Here is a 22,036-nt window from a genome sequence, read left to right as displayed (position 1 = left end):
GCCGATGGTACTGCGTCAAGTGGGAGAGTAGGTAGTTGCCGTTTTTTCAGAGAAGCCTCCATATCTAACGATATGGGGGCTTTTTGTATTTATACCCCCTGTCCAGATAATATTCTCTTTGTTTTTTCGTTTATATACTGTAAGTTTACACCTTATTTATATATGCTAAAGCAAATCCGTCCTATAAAGTTCTGGTTGATATTGATTGCTGTGATTATAGCTATCTCTTCCCTGTATGTTTCCCATTCTCTGATAAGCGATTTATCTGCTGAAGAACGGGTACGTATGGAAGTGTGGGCCGAGGCAATGAAGAATCTCCAAACCGCTGATGGAAATACGGACTTGACTATGGTGCTGAAAGTCCTGAATGCCAATCATACGATTCCGGTAATTGTAGTGGATCAGAATGAAGATGTACAGACTTACAGGAATATTAAACTATCTCCAACCGATACAATCGCTTCGCTGAAAGAAAAACTGAATCACTTCAGCCATGAAGGGAACTGCATTCGTATCGACTTGAATGGTGGTGGTGACTATCTGAATGTGTATTATGGTCCTTCCCTGATGCTAACCCGGCTGGCAGTTTATCCTTATGTACAGTTGGCAGTGGTACTTATCTTTGTTTTGATTGCTATTTTTGCTCTGTTGAGCTCTAAAAAAGCAGAACAAAATAAGGTATGGGTAGGATTATCTAAAGAAACAGCCCATCAGTTGGGAACCCCTATTTCTTCATTAATGGCGTGGACGGAACTGTTGAAGACGCAATATCCGCAGGATGACCTGATTCCTGCCATGGCGGAAGATGTGGAGCGCTTGCAGATGATTGCCAATCGTTTCTCGAAGATAGGTTCTGTTCCGGAGTTGGAAGAGGCGGATTTGAAAGCTCTGCTGGAACGGGTGACGGATTATATTGCCCATCGTACTTCGGATAAGGTAAAGATCATTACCCATTTGCCGGATTTACTTCCGCCTGTAAGGCTGAATGTTGCTTTGTTTGAATGGGTGATAGAAAACCTGTGTAAGAATGCGATTGATGCAATGGGAGGAGTTGGAACTTTGACTATTTCGGTACAGGAAACGTCAAGATTTTGGCATATTGATGTGGCTGATACGGGAAAGGGAATTGACAAACGGAATTTTGAAACTGTGTTTGCTCCCGGTTATACCACCAAAAAAAGAGGGTGGGGACTGGGCTTGTCGTTGGCACGCCGGATTGTGGTGGAATATCATTCAGGGCGTATCTTTGTAAAGCAATCGGAGATCAATAAAGGGACGATATTCAGAATAGAGCTTAAAAAATGAATATTTCGTGGCTAATTTATACATTATGAGGATAATTATTTGTATCTTTGTCGCCCGAATAAATAAAAGAAGCTTTGGGAAAGTTTGATAAATACAAAATAGATTTGAAAGGCATGCAGGCAGACTCTTGTAAGTATGAGTTTGTACTGGATAACCTTTTTTTTGCTAACATTGATGGCCCGGAAGTACAGAAGGGCAAAGTTAATGTTATATTGGTTGTAAAGAAAACATCTCGTGCTTTCGAATTCAACTTCCAGACGGAGGGTATGGTGTGGGTGCCATGTGACCGCTGCCTGGACGATATGGAACAGCCGGTTAGTTCTACAGATAAACTGATGGTAAAGTTTGGTCATGAGTATGCTGAAGAAGGTGATAACCTCATTGTGATCCCTGAAGAAGAAGGGGAAATCAATGTGGCATGGTTCATGTATGAATTTGTTGCGTTGGCAATCCCGATGAAGCATGTACATGCTCCCGGAAAATGTAATAAGGCCGTCAGCAGCAAATTGCATAAGCATCTGCGTACAAAAGCAGATGAAGATGATGCGGAAGATGAAATCTTTATCGAAGGTGAAGACGCAATGCCGGAGAGTGATGCGGAGGAAACACAGATTGATCCGCGTTGGAATGAATTAAAGAAAATATTAGATAACAATTAAAGATTAAGAAAAATGGCACATCCTAAGAGAAGACAGTCTAAAACAAGAACTGCAAAGAGAAGAACTCATGATAAAGCAGTAGCTCCTACATTGGCTATTTGCCCGAACTGTGGCGAATGGCATGTATATCACACAGTGTGTGGTGCTTGCGGATATTACAGAGGCAAGCTTGCTATCGAGAAAGAAGCTGCTGTTTAATTTGCAGCCTGATGAAGAATATACTTGAATGCCGGATGTCTAAAAAGATTTGTAACACACAAACCTTTTTAGACTACCGTTGTTTAGGTATTCATTAACTTTAAGCAGGATTAATGGAAAAAATAAATGCAGTAATTACAGGAGTCGGCGGATATGTACCCGATTATATCTTGACGAATGAAGAGATATCAAGAATGGTGGATACCAACGACGAATGGATTATGACCCGTATCGGAGTAAAGGAAAGACATATCCTGAACGAAGAAGGACTGGGTACTTCGTACATGGCTCGCAAAGCTGCAAAGCAGTTGATGCAGCGTACTGGTTCTGATCCTGATGATATCGATCTGGTGATTGTAGCTACTACTACTCCTGATTATCACTTCCCTTCTACAGCTTCTATCTTATGTGATAAGCTCGGTTTAAAACATGCTTTTGCTTTTGACTTGCAGGCTGCTTGTAGCGGTTTTCTGTATCTGCTGGAAACAGGAGCTAACTTTATCCGCTCGGGAAGATATAAGAAGATCATTTTAGTGGGCGCTGATAAAATGTCGTCTATGGTAGATTACACAGAGCGTGCTACTTGCCCGATTTTCGGTGATGGTGCAGCTGCGGTTATGATGGAACCTACTACGGAAGATGTAGGCGTCATGGACGCTATCTTGAGAACAGATGGTAAGGGATTACCTTTCTTGCATATGAAAGCAGGTGGCTCTGTATGCCCTCCTTCTTATTTTACAGTGGATAACCATATGCACTTCATTTATCAGGAAGGCCGTACAGTATTCAAATATGCCGTATCGAACATGTCGGATGCTTGTGCTGCCATTGCGGAAAGAAACAATCTCACCAAAGAGAATATTGACTGGATTATTCCTCACCAGGCAAATCTGCGTATTATCGATGCAGTAGCTCATCGCCTGGAGATTCCCCATGAGAAAGTAATGATTAATATCGAGCATTATGGTAACACAAGTGCCGGTACGCTTCCGCTCTGTCTGTGGGACTTCGAGGATAAACTGAAAAAAGGCGATAACCTGATCTTTACAGCATTCGGTGCAGGGTTTACCTGGGGAGCCGTTTACGTGAAGTGGGGATACGACGGAAAGAAAGGGTAACTGTATAATCACACGGATTACGAATTACGGTTACTAAACATATAAACTAAAAAAACGCATCCTACTTCGATTCGATGCGTTTTTTTGTCTCAACTAAAATACAGGAATGTGATGCATAAAGCTGGTTTTGTAAACATCGTGGGAAATCCGAATGTGGGTAAATCTACATTGATGAACGCCTTGGTGGGCGAGCGAATTTCGATTGCTACTTTCAAGGCGCAGACAACCCGTCACCGTATTATGGGAATTTATAATACGGATGATATGCAGATTGTATTCTCGGATACTCCGGGAGTGCTGAAGCCGCAGTATAAGTTGCAGGAGTCTATGCTGAATTTCTCTACTTCGGCTCTGACAGATGCGGATGTTTTGCTATATGTAACAGATGTGGTTGAGACACCCGATAAGCATAATGAGTTTGTGGAGAAGGTGGCACACATGGAAATACCGGTGTTGCTCCTTATCAACAAGATTGATTTGTCGAACCAGGAGAAACTTGTGGAACTTGTGGAAGCTTGGAAAGCATTATTGCCCAATGCGGAGATTATTCCGATTTCTGCAACGACAAAGTTCAATGTAGACTATGTGATGAAGCGGGTGAAAGAACTGTTGCCCGATTCACCTCCTTACTTTGATAAGGACCAGTGGACGGACAAGCCGGCCCGTTTCTTTGTAAACGAGATTATCCGGGAGAAAATTTTGTTGTACTACGACAAGGAGATACCTTATTCGGTAGAGGTAGTAGTGGAACAATTTAAGGAAGATGCGAAGAAGATACATATCAGCGCTGTGATTTATGTGGAGCGCGATTCGCAGAAAGGAATTATTATCGGCAAGCAAGGTAAAGCACTGAAAAAAGTGGCCACTGAAGCACGCCGTGATTTAGAGAGGTTCTTCGGAAAAACGATTTTCCTGGAGACATTTGTGAAGGTGGATAAGGATTGGCGTAGTTCGGATAAAGAGTTACGCAATTTTGGCTATCAACTGGATTAGAGTATTCATACGACTGTGATAGTCGCAAAAACAAGAAGAGTGAACTATGGGAAATTTAGTTGCAATCGTAGGACGACCCAATGTGGGAAAGTCTACTTTATTTAATCGCTTGACCAAAACACGTCAGGCAATTGTGAACGAAGAAGCAGGAACAACACGAGATCGCCAGTATGGTAAGTCCGAATGGCTGGGGAAAGAGTTCTCCGTGGTAGATACCGGCGGATGGGTGGTGAACTCTGACGATATCTTTGAAGAGGAAATACGCAAGCAGGTACTGATGGCTGTGGATGAAGCAGACGTTATATTGTTTGTAGTAGATGTTATGAATGGGGTAACTGATCTCGATATGCAGGTAGCAGCCATTTTGCGCCGGACTCAAAAGCCGGTGTTGCTGATTGCCAACAAGACTGATAACGGGGAATTACAATACAATGCTCCCGAATTTTATAAGTTGGGTCTGGGTGATCCTTACTGCATCTCGGCTATGACGGGCAGCGGTACGGGGGATATGATGGACCTGATTGTGGGTACATTTAAAAAGGATACGGATGAGATTCTGGATGAGGATATTCCCCGCTTTGCTGTAGTGGGACGCCCGAATGCTGGTAAATCTTCTATCGTGAATGCCTTTATCGGAGAAGAACGGAACATTGTAACGGAGATTGCCGGTACAACACGTGACTCTATCTATACCCGTTATAATAAGTTTGGATTTGATTTCTATCTGGTAGATACTGCCGGTATCCGTAAAAAGAATAAGGTGAATGAGGATCTGGAATATTATTCTGTGATTCGTTCCATCCGTTCCATTGAGAATGCGGATGTGTGTATTCTGATGTTGGATGCTACACGTGGTGTTGAAAGCCAGGACTTGAATATATTCTCACTGATACAGAAGAATGCCAAAGGTTTGGTGGTAGTAGTGAATAAATGGGATTTGGTACAGGATAAGACTGTGAAAGTGATAAAGACTTTTGAAGATGCGATCCGTAGCCGCTTTGCTCCATTCGTTGACTTCCCTATCATCTTCGGTTCGGCATTGACCAAACAACGTATCCTGAAGGTGCTGGAGGAAGCACGAAGCGTATATGATAACCGTATGACGCGTATTCCTACTGCCCGTTTGAACGAGGAAATGTTGCCGCTGATTGAGGCATATCCGCCTCCTGCAACCAAAGGTAAGTATATCAAGATTAAATATATTACGCAGTTGCCGAATACACAGGTGCCTTCTTTTGTTTACTTCGCTAATCTGCCGCAGTACGTGAAAGAGCCATATAAACGTTTCCTGGAAAACAAGATGCGTGAAAAGTGGAACCTGACAGGAACTCCGATAAATATTTATATCCGTCAGAAGTAGATAAACCGATTGCTGAGATATTGGTATGAAACCGCCCGATTTAGTTATAAATCAGGCGGTTTTTTTATTGTTTATCGGGAAAATGTAAATAAAAAATAGGTTAATATGAATATAATATTTATTTTTGCTCTGACAACATAAAAAAGGATTAGATGAAACGTTACAGGTGGGTATTGGGATGCTGCTTGCTCCTCTCCATAGGTGTGCTGTGGGCAGAGGGCAAGTCGGATTTACGTGCATTACAACAAGAGGCAGCCCAAAACAGAAACCTGGATAACTATGTCAAGGTCTGTAAACTCCTTTATCAGACAGAAGAAGATCCTGATTTACTTCTTTCATACGCCGATTCCATTCATCAACTGGCCATAGACAGTGGAAAGCCGGAAATATTTATCGAATACTACATCTGGGTAAGTGAAGGTTACTTCATTAAAGGCGACTTCGAGCAGGGGTACGCTTTGAAACGGAAAGCCATTGGCTTGGCTGAAAAGGCTGGATTGAGGTTTACAATAGCTCAGGCTTGCTGTGACATGGGATATTATTGTAATGCGGATGCCCGCTATGACTCTGCACGTTATTATTTTCATAAAGGGTTGGCAGCCGGTGAGGGTTTGCCGGGGGCAGAGGAGGCGTGTCGCACTATATTGACGAATTACGCCAGTTCTTTTCTTTTCGAAGGGCAGACCGATTCGGCTTTAGTTTATACCATTCGTGCCAGTGAGCGCTCTGCTGCCGATAAAGATACAGCTATGTTGATTGAAAACCTGAATCAGTTGGGTACTATCTATCGTCGGAAAAAGAATCTGGAGGATTGTATCGCTAACTTTGAAGAAGCGCTCCATTTGTGTGAATTGTGTGGCAATTACAACACAGTCGCTTTTATATATGGAAATATAGCGACGGCTTATTGTGACTGGGATCGACCGGAAGATGCTATTTCTTTCTCAGAAAAAGCTTTGAAATATGCTTTGAAGACAGATAATAAACGGAGGATAGGTACGTGCTATGTTAATTTGGGTGCCATCTTGGTACGAATGGAGAAAATGCGTACAGAGGGCATTGACACGTTACTGAAAGCTATTCCTTTTTTGGAGCAGGTGAATGACAGAAGGCAGCTATGTAATGCTTATAATTATTTGGTAAATGCCTACCGGGTGGATGGAAATCTGGGTATGGCAATGCAGTACTTGCAGAAGTTGGATAAATTGGCGCATGAGATGCAGACTGATATAGAGCGTTTCAAGTATTACCAGGCAAAAGCTGCATTGTTGCAGGAAAGTAAGAACTATGCGGATGCTATTGTTTATTATCGCAAGATAGTTGATATGCTCCGTAGTGGATATAAAGATGCACGTGATTATGAGCATTACAGGAAATTATCGGAATGTTATCTGGCTGTGAATAATCTGCCTTTGGCTTATAATTATATGACGCAGGCTTATGCACTTCGTGATTCTGTGTTCCAGACGGAAGAGACTGACCAGTTGTCCGAATATTCTGTGAAGTACCGGACCAAAGAGAAGGAGTTGGAGATTGTAAGTCTGAGGCGTGAACAGTTGGAACAGGAGACGTATATGTTACGTCACCGTATTATTGTAGGTTCGGTGATCTCTTTACTGGGAATTTTGTTGCTGGGCTCACTTTATGCACGCCAACGTCAGCGGGCAAGGATTGCTTTGCTGGCAAATGCAGCTTGTGAAAAAGAACGTGAATTCCTGGAACTCCAGAAAGAAACTGAACAGCGCTTAACACGAAAATACATTGATGGTTTGGAGAGTGAACGGGAGCGTATGGCAACTGAATTGCATGATGATGTATGTAATAATTTGCTTGCACTTGAAATGAATATTCGTACTATTCCTGCTGAGGAAGGTTCTGATTTGGACGAGCAACTGGGATTATTGAATAATATCAGGGAAAGGTTGAGAAAACTTTCCCATGAACTGATGCCGCCGGTTTTTCAGTATGCTACACTCGATGAACTGCTTGCTGACTATGTTTTGCACTTATCATTGCCAGAAGGTACGCATGCGGAATATCATTCTACGGTAGGTGTAGATTGGAATGTAGTGCCTAAATCAATCAGTTTTGAATGTTATCGCATTGTTCAGGAAGCAGTGAGCAATGCTGTGAAATATGCCGGCTCAGCCTGTATACAGGTAGAGTTAGCTCTGGAAAATAATGACCTTTCCATACTTGTAGCAGACGACGGAAAAGGGTTTGATATGAGCAGGAAAACTAAGGGTATCGGCTTACGGACTATCTGGCAGCGAGCGGAGACCATAGGTGCTGAAGTTGAACTGGGTTCTTCTCCTGGGAAGGGAACCCGTTTGAAAATTAACGTATTAATCTAATCGAACGATGGAAAAGAATGTGAAGGCGGAATTATTGGTAGTGGATGATCATAATCTGATTCTGGAAGGTATTTGTAAGGTGGTGAATAAGATGCCGGAAGTAGTTGTGGTGGATGCTGTAACTTCCGGATTACAAGCTGCAGAATTGATTGAAAGACGAGATTATGATATATATATTCTGGATGTTAGCATTCCTGATATGTCCGGATTTGAGTTGATAGCTAAAATCCGTGAAATGAATGACCAGGCAAAGATTATTGTGAATACAATGCACGAAGAAATATGGATGGCTAACAGGTTGGTACAGTGCGGAGTGAATGCTGTTATTCTGAAATCTTCAGCCTCTACGGAGTTAATGGCAGCTATTCGTTGTGTGTTGAGGGGAGAAGCGTATGCTTGTCCACGGTTTGCTGCTATCTCGCAGAAACTGAACTCTGCATCGGCAGGCTTGCAGCCTAAGGATGCGCCTACCCGTCGGGAGCGTGATGTGTTGGAGGCTGTGGCTAAAGGAATGAATACCCATGAAATTGCTGATTTATTGAAAATTTCAGAGAATACTGTGGAAACATTTCGTAAAAGGCTTATTAGTAAGTTTGGAGCAAAGAATGCTATAGATATGGTGGTCAAGGCTGTTGCGCAAGGATGGATTACGCTGGAATGATTCGCGGAAAATTCAGAGTGTAACGGTTTTCCGTGATTTTTTATTAGTATCTTTTGGTTATCTTTGTTGCCGTAATTGAAGTTGTTCTTCATGTTTTCTCATGAAGATATAAGGGCAATCAAAGTATATCGTGAGGATATATGTCAATTCTATTAACTGGTTTTATGAGGAAAAGGGCGTCCGGATGTTTTTCCGGACGCCCTATTTATAGGAGATTGCTATTTTTTCTAATCTTATCCTTCTATATTCTGCACTTCCACTTCCTTTACCTTCCGGAAGAGGTCGGATGCAAAAATAAAATCGTTGAGTTTCTTGTTGCTGGAAGTGAAGATATCATTTTTACTACCTTCCCACTCCTTGTATCCGTCGTAGATATAGATAATTTTTTCACCGATACCCATTACAGAGTTCATGTCGTGGGTGTTGATGAGGGTGGTCATATTGTATTCATGGGTGATATCGTGTACCAGTTCGTCGATTACCAATGAGGTCTTTGGATCTAATCCGGAGTTCGGTTCGTCACAGAACAAGTATTGCGGATTTAAGGCAATGGCGCGGGCTATGGCAACACGTTTTTGCATACCACCACTGATTTCACCCGGAAATTTATCTTTTGCTTCTGCCAGGTTTACGCGATCCAGACAGAACATGGCACGGCGGGTACGGTCGCGGAATGTATCGTTGCTGAACATGTTCAAAGGAAACATTACATTGTCCAGCACCGTCATGGAGTCAAACAATGCCGCACTTTGGAATATCATTCCCATTTCGCGGCGCAATGCTTTCTTTTCATTCTTGCCCATGGCAAGGAAATTACGGTTGTCGTATAATAATTCACCCCGTTCCGGTGTGAGCAATCCAACGATACACTTCATCAATACGGTTTTTCCCGAACCACTCTGTCCGATGATGAGATTAGTTTTCCCATTTTCAAAAGTGGCATTGATATCCTTTAATACATCTCTGCCTTCAAATGATTTCCAAAGTCCTTTCAGTTCGATCATCCCATTAAGAGTTTAGTTAATATTAAGTCGGCAAATAAGATAAGTACGCTGCTGCATACCACAGAGTCTGTAGAGGCCTTGCCCACCTCTATAGAGCCACCCTCGACGGTATAACCGAAAAAGGCCGATACACTGGCGATGATGAAAGCGAAGAACAATGATTTGATGATGCCACACCAGATAAACCATTCTACGAACATATATTGCAAACCGTATTCCAAGTCTACCGCCGACATGATGCCACCGAACCAACACGTGGCAAAGGCTCCGATGATGCCGGCAAAGATACTGAACGTTACCAAGAAAGGAATGGTAGTCACCATGGCGCAAATCTTGGGAAGGATCAGGTAATTAGCTGAATTGACTCCCATGATTTCCAATGCATCGATTTGCTGGGTTACTCGCATGGTTCCCAGCTCAGAGGCAATATTGGAACCTACTTTTCCTGCTAATATCAGACACATGATGGAGGAAGAGAATTCCAGCAACATAATTTCACGTGTCACATAACCTACTGTCCAACGTGGCATAAAAGGGCTCTCGATGTTCAGTTTGATTTGTATGGTGATAACAGCGCCGATGAAGAACGAAATCAGCAACACAATGCCGATAGAGTTCACGCCGAGTTGCCCCATCTCATTGAGGTATTGGCGGAAGAACATGCGCATACGCTCCGGGCGGGCAAAAGTACGCCCCATCAACATGATGTATCTTCCGACAGTTTTAAGTGCTTTTATCATGACTCTTAACTATTTTGTCTGCAAATATAGCCCATTTTCAGCTGATAATTGCTACATTTGCGGCAAAATAACGCAAGTATGGAAGAAAGCAAAATGGTGCTTCGCACCGAGGACCTGGTGAAAAAGTACGGTAAACGTACAGTAGTAAGCCATGTTTCCATAGATGTGAAGCAGGGAGAAATTGTTGGTTTACTGGGACCGAACGGTGCTGGTAAGACGACTTCATTCTATATGACCGTGGGACTGATTACGCCGAATGAGGGACGCATCTTTCTGGATGACTTGGATATTACGAAATATCCGGTGTATAAGCGTGCGCAAACTGGTATTGGATATTTGGCGCAGGAAGCATCTGTATTCCGCCAGATGAGTGTGGAAGATAATATTGCTTCCGTATTGGAAATGACGGATAAACCTCTGGAATATCAGAAGGAAAAACTGGAAAGCCTGATTGCGGAATTCCGTTTGCAGAAAGTGCGTAAAAATAAAGGTAACCAACTTTCGGGTGGTGAGCGCCGTCGTACGGAGATTGCCCGTTGTCTTGCTATCGACCCTAAGTTTATCATGCTCGACGAACCTTTTGCAGGAGTTGACCCGATTGCTGTAGAAGATATTCAGCAAATCGTATGGAAATTAAAGGATAAGAATATCGGTATCCTGATTACTGACCATAACGTGCAGGAAACATTAAGTATTACCGACCGTGCTTATCTGTTGTTCGAAGGGAAAATCTTGTTCCAGGGAACGCCGGAAGAGTTGGCGGAAAACAAAATTGTACGTGAAAAGTATCTGAGTAATAGCTTTGTGCTTCGTCGCAAGGATTTTATGAAATAATGATAGTGGTAAAACAAAGACCGCCTGCTCTCTTTTCCAAGAGTGAGCAGGCGGTCTTGTTTTCTTTCTCCTTTATATTAGTATTTCGGAGGTCTTGCTTCTTTAACTACCATGTTGCGGCCGAAATATTCAGCTCCGTCGAGTTCTTCAATCGCTTTAGCTGCAGCTGCTGCATCTTCCATTTCTACAAATGCAATGCCTCTGAAACGACCGGTTTCACGATCTTTGATAAATTTGACTGCGGTTACAGCACCGTAATCTTCCATGACCTTTTGCAGGTCTGATTCCCTAACTTTGTAGTTAAGGTTTCCTACGTAAATGTTCATAATGAAAATGTAAAATAAATAAATGAATAAAACTCTCTTGGAACAGTAACTATAATAAAAGGATCACAACAACAGAGAGTTTACAAAAGCGTTTTAATAAAAACGGAAGTAAAAACCATGTACTGAAAATCTAAAAACTAACGCATTACCATTCCGCAACAAAGAAACTGAAATATTTCGAATTAACAATATTTCTCTTCTGTTTTTTTTTGCTTTTTCTTTCGAATCTATAGATAAAAGCCTTATGAAATAACAATTTGTTGTTTATGGGGCGCAGACTTTTCTTTTTAATGATAGAGGTAGCATTCAATGGTAAGTATTCTCTCCTTTTGTTATAAAGAAATAATTCAGCTATGTTTTTTTGATAATTGAAAGAATAACGCTAATTTTGCACCCTCATTTGAGATTGGAACAAAGTATAAATCAAATAAATAATTGTCAGAATGAACGTTTCATTACAAAACATTGACAAAGTAAGCGCTCTGCTTACTGTAAAGCTTGAGAAAGCCGATTATCAGGAAAAAGTTGATAAATCATTGAAAAGTCTTCGTCAGAAAGCTCAAGTTCCGGGTTTCCGTCCGGGTATGGTTCCGATGAGTTTGGTGAAGAAAATGTATGGTAAATCTGTTATTGCCGAAGAAGTGAACAAGGCACTTTCAGAAGCTGTATATAAGTATATTCAAGATAATAATGTATCTATCCTTGGCGAACCGTTGCCAAACGAAGACAAGCAACCGGAGATCGACTTCGACACTATGGAAGAATTCGAATTCCTGTTTGATATTGCTTTGGCACCTGAATTCAAGGCTGAAGTAGACGCTAAAGATAAAGTAGACTACTATTTGATTGATGTTACCGAAGATATGGTAAACAATCAGGTGAAAGCTTATACACAACGTAATGGTAAGTACGAGAAAGTAGACGTTTACGAAGATAAGGATATGCTGAAAGGTCTGTTGGCTGAGCTGGACGAAAACGGCAATACCAAAGAAGGTGGTATCCAGGTAGAAGGTGCTGTAATGATGCCGTCTTATATGAAGAACGATGAGCAAAAGGCTATTTTCGCCAATGCAAAGGTAAACGATGTACTTGTATTCAATCCTCACACTGCATGGGAAGGTAATGCTGCCGAACTGTCTTCTCTGTTGAAGATCGACAAGGAAGAGGCTGCTGAAATGAAATCTAACTTCAGTTATCAGGTAGAAGAGGTTACTCGTTTCGTAGAAGGAGAACTGACTCAGGAAATCTTTGACCAGGTATGTGGTAAAGACGTAGTGAAGTCTGAAGAAGAATTCCGCGCTAAAGTAAAAGAAGTAATTGCTAATCAGTTCGTAGCAGACAGCGATTATAAATTCTTGATCGATGCTCGTAAGATGTTGATGGAAAAGGTTGGCAAACTGGAATTCCCGGATGCATTGCTGAAACGCATCATGCGTATGAACAACCAGGATAAAGACGATAAGTTTGTTGATGACAACTATGATAAGAGCATTGAAGAACTGACATGGCACCTGATTAAGGAACAGTTGGTGAAAGCAAATGATATTAAAGTTGAACAGGAAGATGTAGTCAATATGGCTAAGGAAGCTACTCGTGCTCAGTTTGCACAATACGGTATGATGAGCGTTCCCGAAGATCTTCTGGAAAACTATGCAAAGGAAATGCTGAAGAAGAAAGAAAGTGTAGAAGGTTTGGTGAACCGCGTTGTTGAAACCAAATTGGCTTCTGCTTTGAAGTCTCAGGTGAAGCTGAATAACAAAACAATTTCTGCAGAAGAATTCAACAAGATGTTTGAATAAGCTTTTTTATTCTGAAAACAGTTTAAAAACATTAAGAAACACAGAGTTTTATAGTATATAACTCTGTGTTTTTTTGTGTCTCTGTGTTCTTTTTTGTTTCTTTGCATTTCAATTTACTAAACCTAAATAAAGAAAGTAATATGGATGATTTTAGAAAATACGCTACCAAGCATTTAGGTATGAATAGTTTGGTGTTGGACGATGTGATTAAATCACAAGCCGGGTATTTAAATCCTTATATCCTGGAAGAACGTCAGCTTAATGTAACACAGTTGGACGTTTTCTCCCGCTTGATGATGGACCGCATCATTTTCCTCGGTACGCAAGTTGACGATTATACCGCCAATACTTTACAGGCGCAGTTACTTTATCTGGACTCGGTAGATCCGGGTAAAGATATCTCTATTTATATCAATTCACCGGGTGGTTCTGTATATGCAGGATTAGGTATTTATGATACAATGCAGTTTATTACAAGTGATGTAGCAACTATCTGTACCGGTATGGCGGCAAGTATGGCTGCAGTGTTGCTGGTGGCAGGTGCTGAGGGTAAGCGTTCGGCGCTGACTCATTCACGTGTAATGATACATCAGCCGATGGGCGGTGCACAGGGACAGGCTTCAGATATTGAAATCACAGCCCGTGAAATACAAAAACTGAAGAAAGAACTGTATACTATCATTGCTGATCACTCTCATACTCCTTTTGATAAAGTTTGGGCAGATTCTGACCGTGACTACTGGATGACGGCACAGGAAGCCAAAGAGTATGGTATGGTAGATGAAGTGTTGATTAAAAAATAAATATGGCAGACTCAAAAAGAAACAAAAACAGGTGTAGCTTTTGTGGGCGTATGGAAGATGAAGTCGGATTCCTGATTACAGGAATGAACGGCTACATTTGCGATAGTTGTGCTACCCAGGCCTATGAAATTACTCAGGAGGCATTGGGTGGAGCAAAAAGAGATGGCGCTGCAACAAAACTGAATCTGAGAGAACTTCCGAAACCTTTAGAAATAAAAGAATTCCTTGATCAATATGTCATTGGACAGGACGATGCCAAGCGCTTCCTTTCCGTGTCGGTATACAATCACTACAAGCGCTTGCTGCAAAAGGATGGCGGTGATGATGTGGAAATTGAAAAGTCCAACATTATTATGGTAGGAAGTACTGGTACGGGAAAGACCTTGCTGGCGCGTACTATTGCCAAACTGCTTCATGTTCCTTTTACGATTGTAGATGCCACGGTGCTTACTGAGGCGGGATATGTAGGTGAGGATATTGAAAGTATTCTGACCCGCCTGCTACAGGTGGCAGATTACAATGTTCCCGAAGCAGAACAAGGCATTGTGTTCATTGATGAAATTGATAAGATTGCCCGTAAGGGTGATAACCCTTCCATCACCCGTGATGTGAGTGGAGAAGGTGTACAGCAAGGGTTACTGAAATTGTTGGAAGGTTCAGTGGTGAACGTACCGCCTCAGGGTGGACGTAAACACCCCGACCAGAAGATGATTCCGGTGAACACGAAGAATATCCTTTTCATTTGCGGCGGTGCATTCGATGGTATTGAGAAGAAAATAGCTCAACGCCTGAATACTCATGTGGTGGGTTATAGTGCAGTGCGTAATACTGCGGTGATCGATAAGAGCAATATGATGCAATATATCGCTCCGCAGGATTTGAAGTCATTCGGTTTAATACCTGAAATTATTGGTCGTCTGCCGGTGCTGACTTATCTTAATCCGTTGGACCGTGCTGCTTTGCGTTCCATCCTGACTGAACCCAAGAACTCTATTATCAAACAGTATGTAAAGCTGTTCGAGATGGATAAAGTGGAATTGAAGTTCGAAGATGAGGTTTTTGAATACATAGTCGATAAGGCTGTGGAATATAAATTGGGAGCCCGTGGATTGCGATCTATTGTGGAGACCATAATGATGGATGCTATGTTCGAAATCCCTTCTGAACACAAAGATAGCTTTGTTGTGACGTTGGATTACGCTAAACAACAACTTGAAAAAGCAAACATTGCAAGACTGCAAACTGCTTAAAATCAAACGATAAGGATGCACAAAACTGACTTTTTTGTTTTTTATTGAAAAATATTCATTGGATTATGCTTGAAAATTAAGAAGTTGTTTATAACTTTGTTAGAGTTCTTATTAAAAAGAATGGCTATACGAGATGTTAAACAATCATTCAAAAAAACAACCTAATGAATCATGGCAGGGAAGAAGATTAATTTGACAGACCAGCTGAAGAAGTACTTCGGATTTGACACGTTTAAAGGGAATCAGGAAGCTATCATACAGAATCTGTTGGCAGGCAACGATACATTCGTGCTGATGCCTACAGGCGGTGGCAAATCATTATGTTACCAGTTACCTTCATTAATGATGGAAGGCACGGGTATTGTGATTTCTCCTCTGATTGCTCTAATGAAGAACCAGGTCGATGCGATGCGTAACTTCAGTGAAGAAGATGGTATTGCCCATTTTATAAACTCTTCCCTTAATAAAGGTGCGATAGATCAGGTAAAGTCTGATATCCTCAGCGGTAAGACGAAGTTGCTGTATGTGGCTCCCGAATCGCTGACGAAAGAGGAAAACGTGGAGTTTCTGAAGACAGTGAAGATATCCTTCTATGCTGTAGACGAAGCACATTGTATCTCCGAGTGGGGACATGATTTCCGTCCGGAATACCGACGTATCCGTCCTATTATCAATGAAATCGGAAAAGCTCCGGTGATTGCTTTGACGGCGACTGCTACTCCTAAAGTACAGCACGATATTCAGAAAAATCTGGGTATGGTGGACGCTGAGGTGTTCAAGTCTTCGTTCAATCGTCCGAACCTCTATTATGAGGTACGTCCCAAAACTAATAATATAGATAGAGATATCATCAAGTTTATCAAGAATAACTCGGAGAAATCAGGTATTATTTATTGCCTGAGCCGAAAGAAAGTAGAGGAACTTGCTGAGATTCTGCAGGCAAACGGCATTAATGCCCGCGCTTACCATGCAGGCATGGATTCTGCAACACGTACGCAAAATCAAGATGACTTCTTGATGGAGAAAATAGATGTGATTGTAGCAACCATTGCTTTTGGTATGGGTATTGATAAGCCTGATGTACGTTATGTTATTCACTATGATATTCCGAAAAGTCTGGAAGGATATTATCAGGAAACAGGACGTGCCGGAAGAGACGGAGGTGAAGGACAGTGTATTACCTTTTATACCAATAAAGACTTGCAGAAACTGGAAAAGTTCATGCAAGGAAAACCTGTAGCAGAACAGGAAATTGGCAAACAGCTTCTGTTGGAAACTGCTGCTTATGCCGAATCTTCTGTATGCCGCCGAAAGACGCTCTTGCATTACTTCGGCGAAGAGTATTTGGAAGAGAACTGTGGAAATTGTGACAACTGTTTAAACCCGAAAAAACAAGTGGAGGCTCAAGAATTATTATGTACCGTGATAGAGGCTATTCTCGCGGTGAAAGAGAATTTTAAAGCAGATTATATTATCGACATTATACAAGGACGCGAAACTACCGAAGTACAAGCGCACCTGCATGAAGATCTGGAAGCTTTCGGTTCTGGCATGGGCGAAGAGGACAAGACATGGAATGCTGTCATTCGTCAGGCGTTGATTGCCGGTTACCTGAGTAAAGATGTGGAAAATTACGGTTTGCTGAAAGTGACGGATGACGGAAAGAAATTCCTGAAACATCCTAAGTCATTTAAGATAACCGAAGATAATGATTTCGAAGAAGTGGAAGAAGAAGCTCCAACACGAGGAGGTGGTTCTTGTGCTGTCGATCCGGCTCTTTATTCCATGCTGAAGGACTTGCGTAAGAAGCTCTCTAAAAAGTTGGAAGTACCGCCTTACGTTATATTCCAGGATCCTTCGTTGGAAGCCATGGCTACTATCTATCCGGTGACATTGGACGAACTGCAGAATATTCCTGGTGTAGGAGCCGGTAAGGCGAAACGTTATGGTGAAGAGTTCTGTAAACTCATTAAGCGTCATTGTGAAGAGAATGAGATTGAACGCCCGGAAGATTTACGTGTTCGTACGGTTGCCAATAAGTCAAAACTGAAGGTTTCTATTATTCAGTCTATAGACCGGAAAGTGGCATTGGATGATATCGCTCTTTCCAAAGGTATCGAGTTCAGTGATTTGCTGGACGAAATAGAAGCTATTGTTTATTCCGGTACGAAGTTGAATATCGACTACTTCCTGGATGAGATTATGGACGAAGACCATATGCTGGATATCTATGATTATTATAAAGAATCCACCACAGACAAAGTAGATGATGCCCTTGATGAGTTGGGGGATGATTTCACGGAAGAAGAAGTACGTTTGGTTCGCATCAAGTTCATTTCTGAAATGGCGAATTAACCCTTGACTGTTGGTTTAAAAAAAGAAAAAAATATTGCGTGCAGATATACGGAATGGAATAAAAACCGTATATTTGCACGCAATAAATTTTAAACGCATAGCCCTATGTCATTTATTGCTGATAAGATTGTAATGGATGGATTAACTTATGACGACGTTTTGTTAATCCCCGCTTACTCTGAAGTACTCCCTAAAACTGTCGAACTCTCGACAAAGTTTTCAAAAAACATTGAGTTGAAAATTCCGTTTGTAACGGCCGCTATGGACACGGTTACTGAAGCGAAAATGGCTATTGCCATTGCACGTGAAGGTGGTATCGGTGTTATTCATAAGAATATGTCCATTGAGGAACAGGCACGTCAGGTTGCCATTGTGAAGCGCGCTGAAAATGGTATGATTTATGATCCGGTAACCATTAAGAGAGGTTCTACTGTAGGAGATGCATTAACATTGATGGCAGAATATAGAATCGGTGGTATTCCAGTAGTAGATGATGAAAGATATTTGGTAGGAATTGTTACTAACCGTGACCTTCGCTTCGTAAGAGATATGAATAAGCATATCGATGAAGTGATGACAAAAGAAAATATCATCACTACGAATCCGACTACTGATATGGAAGCTGTTTCTCAGATTTTGCAGGAACACAGAATTGAGAAATTGCCGGTTGTGGATAAAGAAGGTAAGCTGGTAGGATTGATTACTTATAAAGATATTACGAAAGCTAAAGATAAACCGATGGCCTGCAAAGACTCTAAAGGCCGTTTGCGTGTAGCTGCCGGAGTAGGAGTTACTGCTGATACCCTTGATCGTATGCAAGCTTTGGTGGATGCCGGTGCCGATGCTATTGTTATCGATACTGCTCACGGACATTCCATCTATGTGATAGAGAAATTGAAAGAAGCAAAGAAGCGTTTCCCGAATATTGATATTGTGGTAGGTAACATTGCTACCGGAGCGGCTGCAAAAGCATTGGTAGAAGCTGGTGCTGATGGTGTGAAAGTAGGTATCGGTCCGGGTTCTATCTGTACTACTCGCGTTGTAGCAGGTGTAGGGGTTCCTCAGTTGTCTGCTGTATATGATGTTGCCAAAGCATTGAAAGGAACAGGTATTCCTTTGATTGCTGACGGTGGGTTGCGTTACTCAGGAGATGTTGTGAAGGCTTTGGCTGCCGGAGGTTGTAGCGTAATGATCGGTTCGCTGGTTGCCGGAACGGAAGAATCTCCGGGTGATACGATTATCTTTAATGGACGTAAATTCAAGTCTTATCGTGGTATGGGTTCATTGGAGGCAATGGAAAATGGTTCAAAGGACCGTTATTTCCAGAGTGGAACCAATGACGTAAAGAAGTTGGTACCCGAAGGCATTGCTGCTCGTGTTCCTTATAAAGGAACTTTGTATGAAGTAATCTTCCAGTTGGTAGGTGGTCTGCGTGCTGGTATGGGCTACTGTGGTGCAGGCAATATTGAGCAGTTGCACGATGCTAAGTTTACTCGTATTACCAATGCAGGTGTACTCGAAAGTCATCCGCATGATGTAGCGATTACAAGCGAGGCTCCGAATTACAGTCGTCCCGAATAAAAGTATAGGCAAGTTAGATAAGAATACCCGGAAAGGAGCAGTTTCTTTCCGGGTATTTTAGTTTCTGAAAATACATGGTCTGTCCGGCATAAACAGATGGTCTGTTTGAGGTAAACAGACCGTTTGTTCAAGGTAAATAGACCATCTGTTTGAGGCAGACAGATGATGTGTTTAAAGAAAGCCGTTGAAGGCAAACAATATAAAAGATGTTTTCCCGTTATTACATTGTTCTTTTTCAAAAGAAGATAGTTATGATAAGAAGTGGATTGACAATAATTCTCCTTTGTCTGGGATGGACAGTTTTTGCTCAGCAAGATCCTGTGCTGATGCGTATTAACGGGAAAGATATTCTCCGTTCAGAGTTTGAATATATCTATAATAAAAATAATGCTCTTTCCGGTATAGAGCAGAAAACATTGAACGAATATGTTGATTTGTTTGTAAACTTTAAGTTGAAGGTTGCTGCAGCCGAGGCTATAGGATTGGATACGACCCGTGCTTTCCGTGAAGAGCTGGAAGGGTATCGCCGTCAGTTGGCAAAGACTTACTTAACAGATGAAACCGTATCAGAACTTGCTGCGCGCCAGGTATATGACAAGATGAGAGCCAATCAGCGTGCAGGACAAGTACGGGTTAGTCATATCTTTAAATCCCTGCCTCAGACAGCTACCAGTCATTTGCTCCGTACTACTGAAGCCCGCATGGATTCTCTTTATACTGCATTGCAGAACGGACAAGCGGATTTTGATGCTTGCGTACGTAACTTTTCTGACGAAAAGAAGTCTTTCTGGGTAGGTTGGCTACAGATGCCGGCTGAATTTGAAGATACGGTCTTTGAAATGAAACCGAGTGAAATATCCCGTCCTTTCTTCACTCCGCAGGGTATTCATATTGTCAAGGTGCTTGAACGAAAAGATATTTTGCCTTTCGAGGATGTGAAAGATGAAATTATCCGTCGCCAGACCCGCCGTCATGGAATGGATAAGGGAACAGAATCTTTGGTGGAGAAGTTGAAAAAAGAGTATCAATACACACCGGATAAAGCGGGAATGGATGAATTGCTGGCAAAAGGGCAGACTGAAAAGAAACTTTTTACTCTTGGTGGCAGAGAATATACGGGGCAAATGTTTGCAAATTTTGCTATTGCCCATTCTCAGGGGATACAACGTCAGTTGAAAGGGTTTATCATGAAATCCGTGCTCGACTATGAATACGGTCGTTTGGAACAGAAGTATCCGGAGTTTCGTATGCTTATGCAAGAGTATCGTGATGGTATGTTGTTGTTTGAAATCAGTAACCGGGAAATATGGGAACGCGTACCTTCGGATGAGGTGGGAATGGCTGCTTACTTTGATAAGCATCGTTCAGATTACCATTGGAAAAGTCCTCATTATAAAGGGATTGTGATACATTCTGCAACAAAACGAATAGGGAAGCAAGTTCGTAAGCTTTTAAAATCTTTGCCGGAAGAAGAGTGGCAGGATGCCATCCGGTTGACATTTAATGCCAAAAAACAGCAAGTACAGGCCGAACAAGGATTATTTGCCCTTGGAGACAATATCTATGTAGATGATGAAATATTCAAAAAAGAGAAGGCTGAACCTATACCGTCATTTCCTTTTACCACTTTTCTGGGTGAGAAAATAAAGGGTCCTGAGGGTTATCAGGAGGTGCGTGGACTGCTTGCCGGTGATTATCAGAATTACCTGGAGGAGCGTTGGGTAGCACGATTACGGGCAGCTTCTAAGGTTGAAATAAACCAAGAGGTTTTAAAAACCGTTAATAAGCACTGATGCAACCGATTAAACCGCTATCTTCGTAGCTTGAAATAAAGTAAATATCAATCGGTAATGCGAATAATCTTTCTGGGAATCCTATCCATCCTTTTCTGTGTGGCTTGTAGCGAGCAGCACGACCATAAAGGTAAGACGCCATTGGTGGAGCTGGACGGCAATTTCCTTTACCAGGAAGATTTGCAATCTGCACTTCCGGCAAGATTGTCGAAAGATGATAGTTTGCTGTTTGCTGAACATTATATCCGCAACTGGGTGGAAGATATCTTGCTGTACGAGAAAGCTCAAAGCAATATCCCTGATAATGGGGAAATAGAAAAATTAGTGGAGAACTATCGCAAGGCATTGATAATGCACACTTATCAACAAGCGTTGATTCATCAAAGGCTCTCGAATGAGATATCAGAAGGGGAGTTGACGGATTATTATGAAAAGAATAAAGAACTATTCAGATTGGAACGCCCGCTTATGCAAGGGTTGTTCATTAAAGTACCCCTCACTGCACCGGAACTAAACAAAGTACGTCGTTGGTATAAGACTCCTACGCAAGATGCAGTGGAGCATTTGGAGAAGTATAGTTTGCAGAATGCTGTAAAGTATGAATACTTTTATGACAAATGGGTACCGATGGCGGATGTGTTAGATCTGATACCGCTGAAAGTTCCGGAGGTAGAGGATTATGTGAATAAGAACCGTCATATCGAACTGAAAGATACGGCGTTTCATTATTTTCTGAATGTGAGCGATTTCCGCACGGTGGGCCAACAGGAACCATATGAGTTTGCCCGTCCTAAAGTAAAAGATATGATGTTGAATCTGAAACAAGTAGAATTTATGAGAGCTGTGAAAGATGACTTGTATCAGCAGACTGTGAAAAGAGATAAGATTAAATATAATTAGTTT

19 protein-coding genes are annotated in these 22,036 nt (G+C 41.8%); 16 read left to right on the top strand and 3 right to left on the bottom strand.

The genetic code is table 11. From position 1 onward, the window contains the following. Positions 1-162: 162 nt before the first annotated feature. From DWW10_RS18700 to DWW10_RS18665, 8 genes are all read left to right on the top strand, one after another. On the top strand, positions 163-1,305 hold the full coding sequence (locus tag DWW10_RS18700; RefSeq protein ID WP_118422047.1) for a sensor histidine kinase: 1,143 nt from the start codon (positions 163-165) through the stop codon (positions 1,303-1,305). Positions 1,306-1,379: 74 nt separating this feature from the next. Continuing rightward, a complete protein-coding gene (locus DWW10_RS18695; RefSeq protein ID WP_022392366.1) occupies positions 1,380-1,964 on the top strand; it encodes a YceD family protein in 585 nt (194 codons plus the stop codon). 12 nt (positions 1,965-1,976) lie between these two features. Then, positions 1,977-2,162, top strand: a complete 186-nt coding sequence (rpmF, locus tag DWW10_RS18690) for a 50S ribosomal protein L32 (protein ID WP_002562387.1) — start codon at positions 1,977-1,979, stop codon at positions 2,160-2,162. A gap of 113 nt (positions 2,163-2,275) precedes the next feature. Beyond that, positions 2,276-3,280 carry a beta-ketoacyl-ACP synthase III gene (locus DWW10_RS18685; RefSeq protein ID WP_022392365.1) on the top strand — a complete coding sequence of 335 codons (1,005 nt, stop codon included), beginning with the start codon at positions 2,276-2,278 and terminating at the stop codon, positions 3,278-3,280. Positions 3,281-3,391: 111 nt separating this feature from the next. Beyond that, positions 3,392-4,273 (top strand): GTPase Era, encoded by an 882-nt coding sequence (gene era / locus DWW10_RS18680; RefSeq protein WP_007659543.1) that lies wholly within the window; start codon positions 3,392-3,394, stop codon positions 4,271-4,273. 46 nt (positions 4,274-4,319) lie between these two features. Continuing rightward, positions 4,320-5,633 (top strand): ribosome biogenesis GTPase Der, encoded by a 1,314-nt coding sequence (gene der / locus DWW10_RS18675; RefSeq protein WP_118223477.1) that lies wholly within the window; start codon positions 4,320-4,322, stop codon positions 5,631-5,633. Positions 5,634-5,785: 152 nt separating this feature from the next. After that, complete coding sequence (locus DWW10_RS18670) at positions 5,786-7,987, top strand: tetratricopeptide repeat-containing sensor histidine kinase (protein ID WP_022392363.1); 2,202 nt, start codon at positions 5,786-5,788, stop codon at positions 7,985-7,987. A gap of 7 nt (positions 7,988-7,994) precedes the next feature. After that, the gene (locus DWW10_RS18665) at positions 7,995-8,648 is read left to right on the top strand and encodes a response regulator (protein WP_022392362.1); all 654 of its coding nucleotides are present in this window, start codon (positions 7,995-7,997) and stop codon (positions 8,646-8,648) included. A gap of 233 nt (positions 8,649-8,881) precedes the next feature. On the opposite strand, the gene DWW10_RS18660 is transcribed toward DWW10_RS18665, so the two are convergent. Both DWW10_RS18660 and DWW10_RS18655 read right to left on the bottom strand, forming a co-directional pair. Next, positions 8,882-9,652, bottom strand: a complete 771-nt coding sequence (locus DWW10_RS18660) for an ABC transporter ATP-binding protein (protein WP_022392361.1) — start codon at positions 9,650-9,652, stop codon at positions 8,882-8,884. Continuing rightward, the gene (locus tag DWW10_RS18655; RefSeq protein WP_007659548.1) at positions 9,649-10,392 is read right to left on the bottom strand and encodes an MlaE family ABC transporter permease; all 744 of its coding nucleotides are present in this window, start codon (positions 10,390-10,392) and stop codon (positions 9,649-9,651) included. Before DWW10_RS18655 ends, DWW10_RS18660 begins: the two co-directional genes overlap by 4 nt. Positions 10,393-10,470: 78 nt before the next feature. Here DWW10_RS18655 and lptB point away from each other — a divergent pair, with 78 nt between their 5' ends. Then, entirely contained in the window at positions 10,471-11,226 is a 756-nt protein-coding gene (lptB, locus tag DWW10_RS18650) for an LPS export ABC transporter ATP-binding protein (RefSeq protein ID WP_007218708.1), read from the top strand. Between the two features lie 77 nt (positions 11,227-11,303). Here lptB and DWW10_RS18645 read toward each other — a convergent pair whose 3' ends face one another. After that, the gene (locus DWW10_RS18645) at positions 11,304-11,552 is read right to left on the bottom strand and encodes an RNA recognition motif domain-containing protein (protein WP_007210212.1); all 249 of its coding nucleotides are present in this window, start codon (positions 11,550-11,552) and stop codon (positions 11,304-11,306) included. Between the two features lie 443 nt (positions 11,553-11,995). Here DWW10_RS18645 and tig point away from each other — a divergent pair, with 443 nt between their 5' ends. From tig to DWW10_RS18610, 7 genes are all read left to right on the top strand, one after another. After that, complete coding sequence (gene tig, locus DWW10_RS18640) at positions 11,996-13,351, top strand: trigger factor (protein WP_022392360.1); 1,356 nt, start codon at positions 11,996-11,998, stop codon at positions 13,349-13,351. Positions 13,352-13,491: 140 nt separating this feature from the next. Next, positions 13,492-14,154, top strand: a complete 663-nt coding sequence (gene clpP, locus DWW10_RS18635; RefSeq protein WP_007659551.1) for an ATP-dependent Clp endopeptidase proteolytic subunit ClpP — start codon at positions 13,492-13,494, stop codon at positions 14,152-14,154. A gap of 2 nt (positions 14,155-14,156) precedes the next feature. Next, positions 14,157-15,404, top strand: coding sequence for an ATP-dependent Clp protease ATP-binding subunit ClpX (gene clpX, locus DWW10_RS18630; protein ID WP_022392359.1), 1,248 nt, complete (start codon positions 14,157-14,159; stop codon positions 15,402-15,404). 171 nt (positions 15,405-15,575) lie between these two features. Continuing rightward, complete coding sequence (recQ, locus tag DWW10_RS18625; protein WP_022392358.1) at positions 15,576-17,759, top strand: DNA helicase RecQ; 2,184 nt, start codon at positions 15,576-15,578, stop codon at positions 17,757-17,759. Between the two features lie 105 nt (positions 17,760-17,864). Beyond that, a complete protein-coding gene (guaB, locus tag DWW10_RS18620; protein WP_022392357.1) occupies positions 17,865-19,340 on the top strand; it encodes an IMP dehydrogenase in 1,476 nt (491 codons plus the stop codon). Between the two features lie 251 nt (positions 19,341-19,591). Continuing rightward, the gene (locus tag DWW10_RS18615; protein WP_022392356.1) at positions 19,592-21,133 is read left to right on the top strand and encodes a peptidylprolyl isomerase; all 1,542 of its coding nucleotides are present in this window, start codon (positions 19,592-19,594) and stop codon (positions 21,131-21,133) included. A 57-nt stretch (positions 21,134-21,190) separates the two neighbouring features. Beyond that, positions 21,191-22,033 (top strand): peptidylprolyl isomerase, encoded by an 843-nt coding sequence (locus DWW10_RS18610; protein ID WP_022392355.1) that lies wholly within the window; start codon positions 21,191-21,193, stop codon positions 22,031-22,033. The last annotated feature ends 3 nt before the right edge of the window (positions 22,034-22,036 follow it).

The sequence above is a fragment of the Bacteroides intestinalis genome (genome assembly GCF_003464595.1).
GTDB lineage: Bacteria > Bacteroidota > Bacteroidia > Bacteroidales > Bacteroidaceae > Bacteroides > Bacteroides intestinalis_A.
This window is presented reverse-complemented; position numbering and strand designations above follow the sequence as displayed.

Coding starts and splice junctions, on each gene's coding strand:
- DWW10_RS18700 (WP_118422047.1), top strand. CDS start 163: ATGCTAAAGCAAATCCGTCCTATAAAGTTCTGGTTGATATTGATTGCT.
- rpmF (WP_002562387.1), top strand. CDS start 1,977: ATGGCACATCCTAAGAGAAGACAGTCTAAAACAAGAACTGCAAAGAGA.
- DWW10_RS18685 (WP_022392365.1), top strand. CDS start 2,276: ATGGAAAAAATAAATGCAGTAATTACAGGAGTCGGCGGATATGTACCC.
- era (WP_007659543.1), top strand. CDS start 3,392: ATGCATAAAGCTGGTTTTGTAAACATCGTGGGAAATCCGAATGTGGGT.
- der (WP_118223477.1), top strand. CDS start 4,320: ATGGGAAATTTAGTTGCAATCGTAGGACGACCCAATGTGGGAAAGTCT.
- DWW10_RS18670 (WP_022392363.1), top strand. CDS start 5,786: ATGAAACGTTACAGGTGGGTATTGGGATGCTGCTTGCTCCTCTCCATA.
- DWW10_RS18665 (WP_022392362.1), top strand. CDS start 7,995: ATGGAAAAGAATGTGAAGGCGGAATTATTGGTAGTGGATGATCATAAT.
- DWW10_RS18660 (WP_022392361.1), bottom strand. CDS start 9,652: ATGATCGAACTGAAAGGACTTTGGAAATCATTTGAAGGCAGAGATGTA.
- DWW10_RS18655 (WP_007659548.1), bottom strand. CDS start 10,392: ATGATAAAAGCACTTAAAACTGTCGGAAGATACATCATGTTGATGGGG.
- lptB (WP_007218708.1), top strand. CDS start 10,471: ATGGAAGAAAGCAAAATGGTGCTTCGCACCGAGGACCTGGTGAAAAAG.
- DWW10_RS18645 (WP_007210212.1), bottom strand. CDS start 11,552: ATGAACATTTACGTAGGAAACCTTAACTACAAAGTTAGGGAATCAGAC.
- tig (WP_022392360.1), top strand. CDS start 11,996: ATGAACGTTTCATTACAAAACATTGACAAAGTAAGCGCTCTGCTTACT.
- clpP (WP_007659551.1), top strand. CDS start 13,492: ATGGATGATTTTAGAAAATACGCTACCAAGCATTTAGGTATGAATAGT.
- clpX (WP_022392359.1), top strand. CDS start 14,157: ATGGCAGACTCAAAAAGAAACAAAAACAGGTGTAGCTTTTGTGGGCGT.
- recQ (WP_022392358.1), top strand. CDS start 15,576: ATGGCAGGGAAGAAGATTAATTTGACAGACCAGCTGAAGAAGTACTTC.
- guaB (WP_022392357.1), top strand. CDS start 17,865: ATGTCATTTATTGCTGATAAGATTGTAATGGATGGATTAACTTATGAC.
- DWW10_RS18615 (WP_022392356.1), top strand. CDS start 19,592: ATGATAAGAAGTGGATTGACAATAATTCTCCTTTGTCTGGGATGGACA.
- DWW10_RS18610 (WP_022392355.1), top strand. CDS start 21,191: ATGCGAATAATCTTTCTGGGAATCCTATCCATCCTTTTCTGTGTGGCT.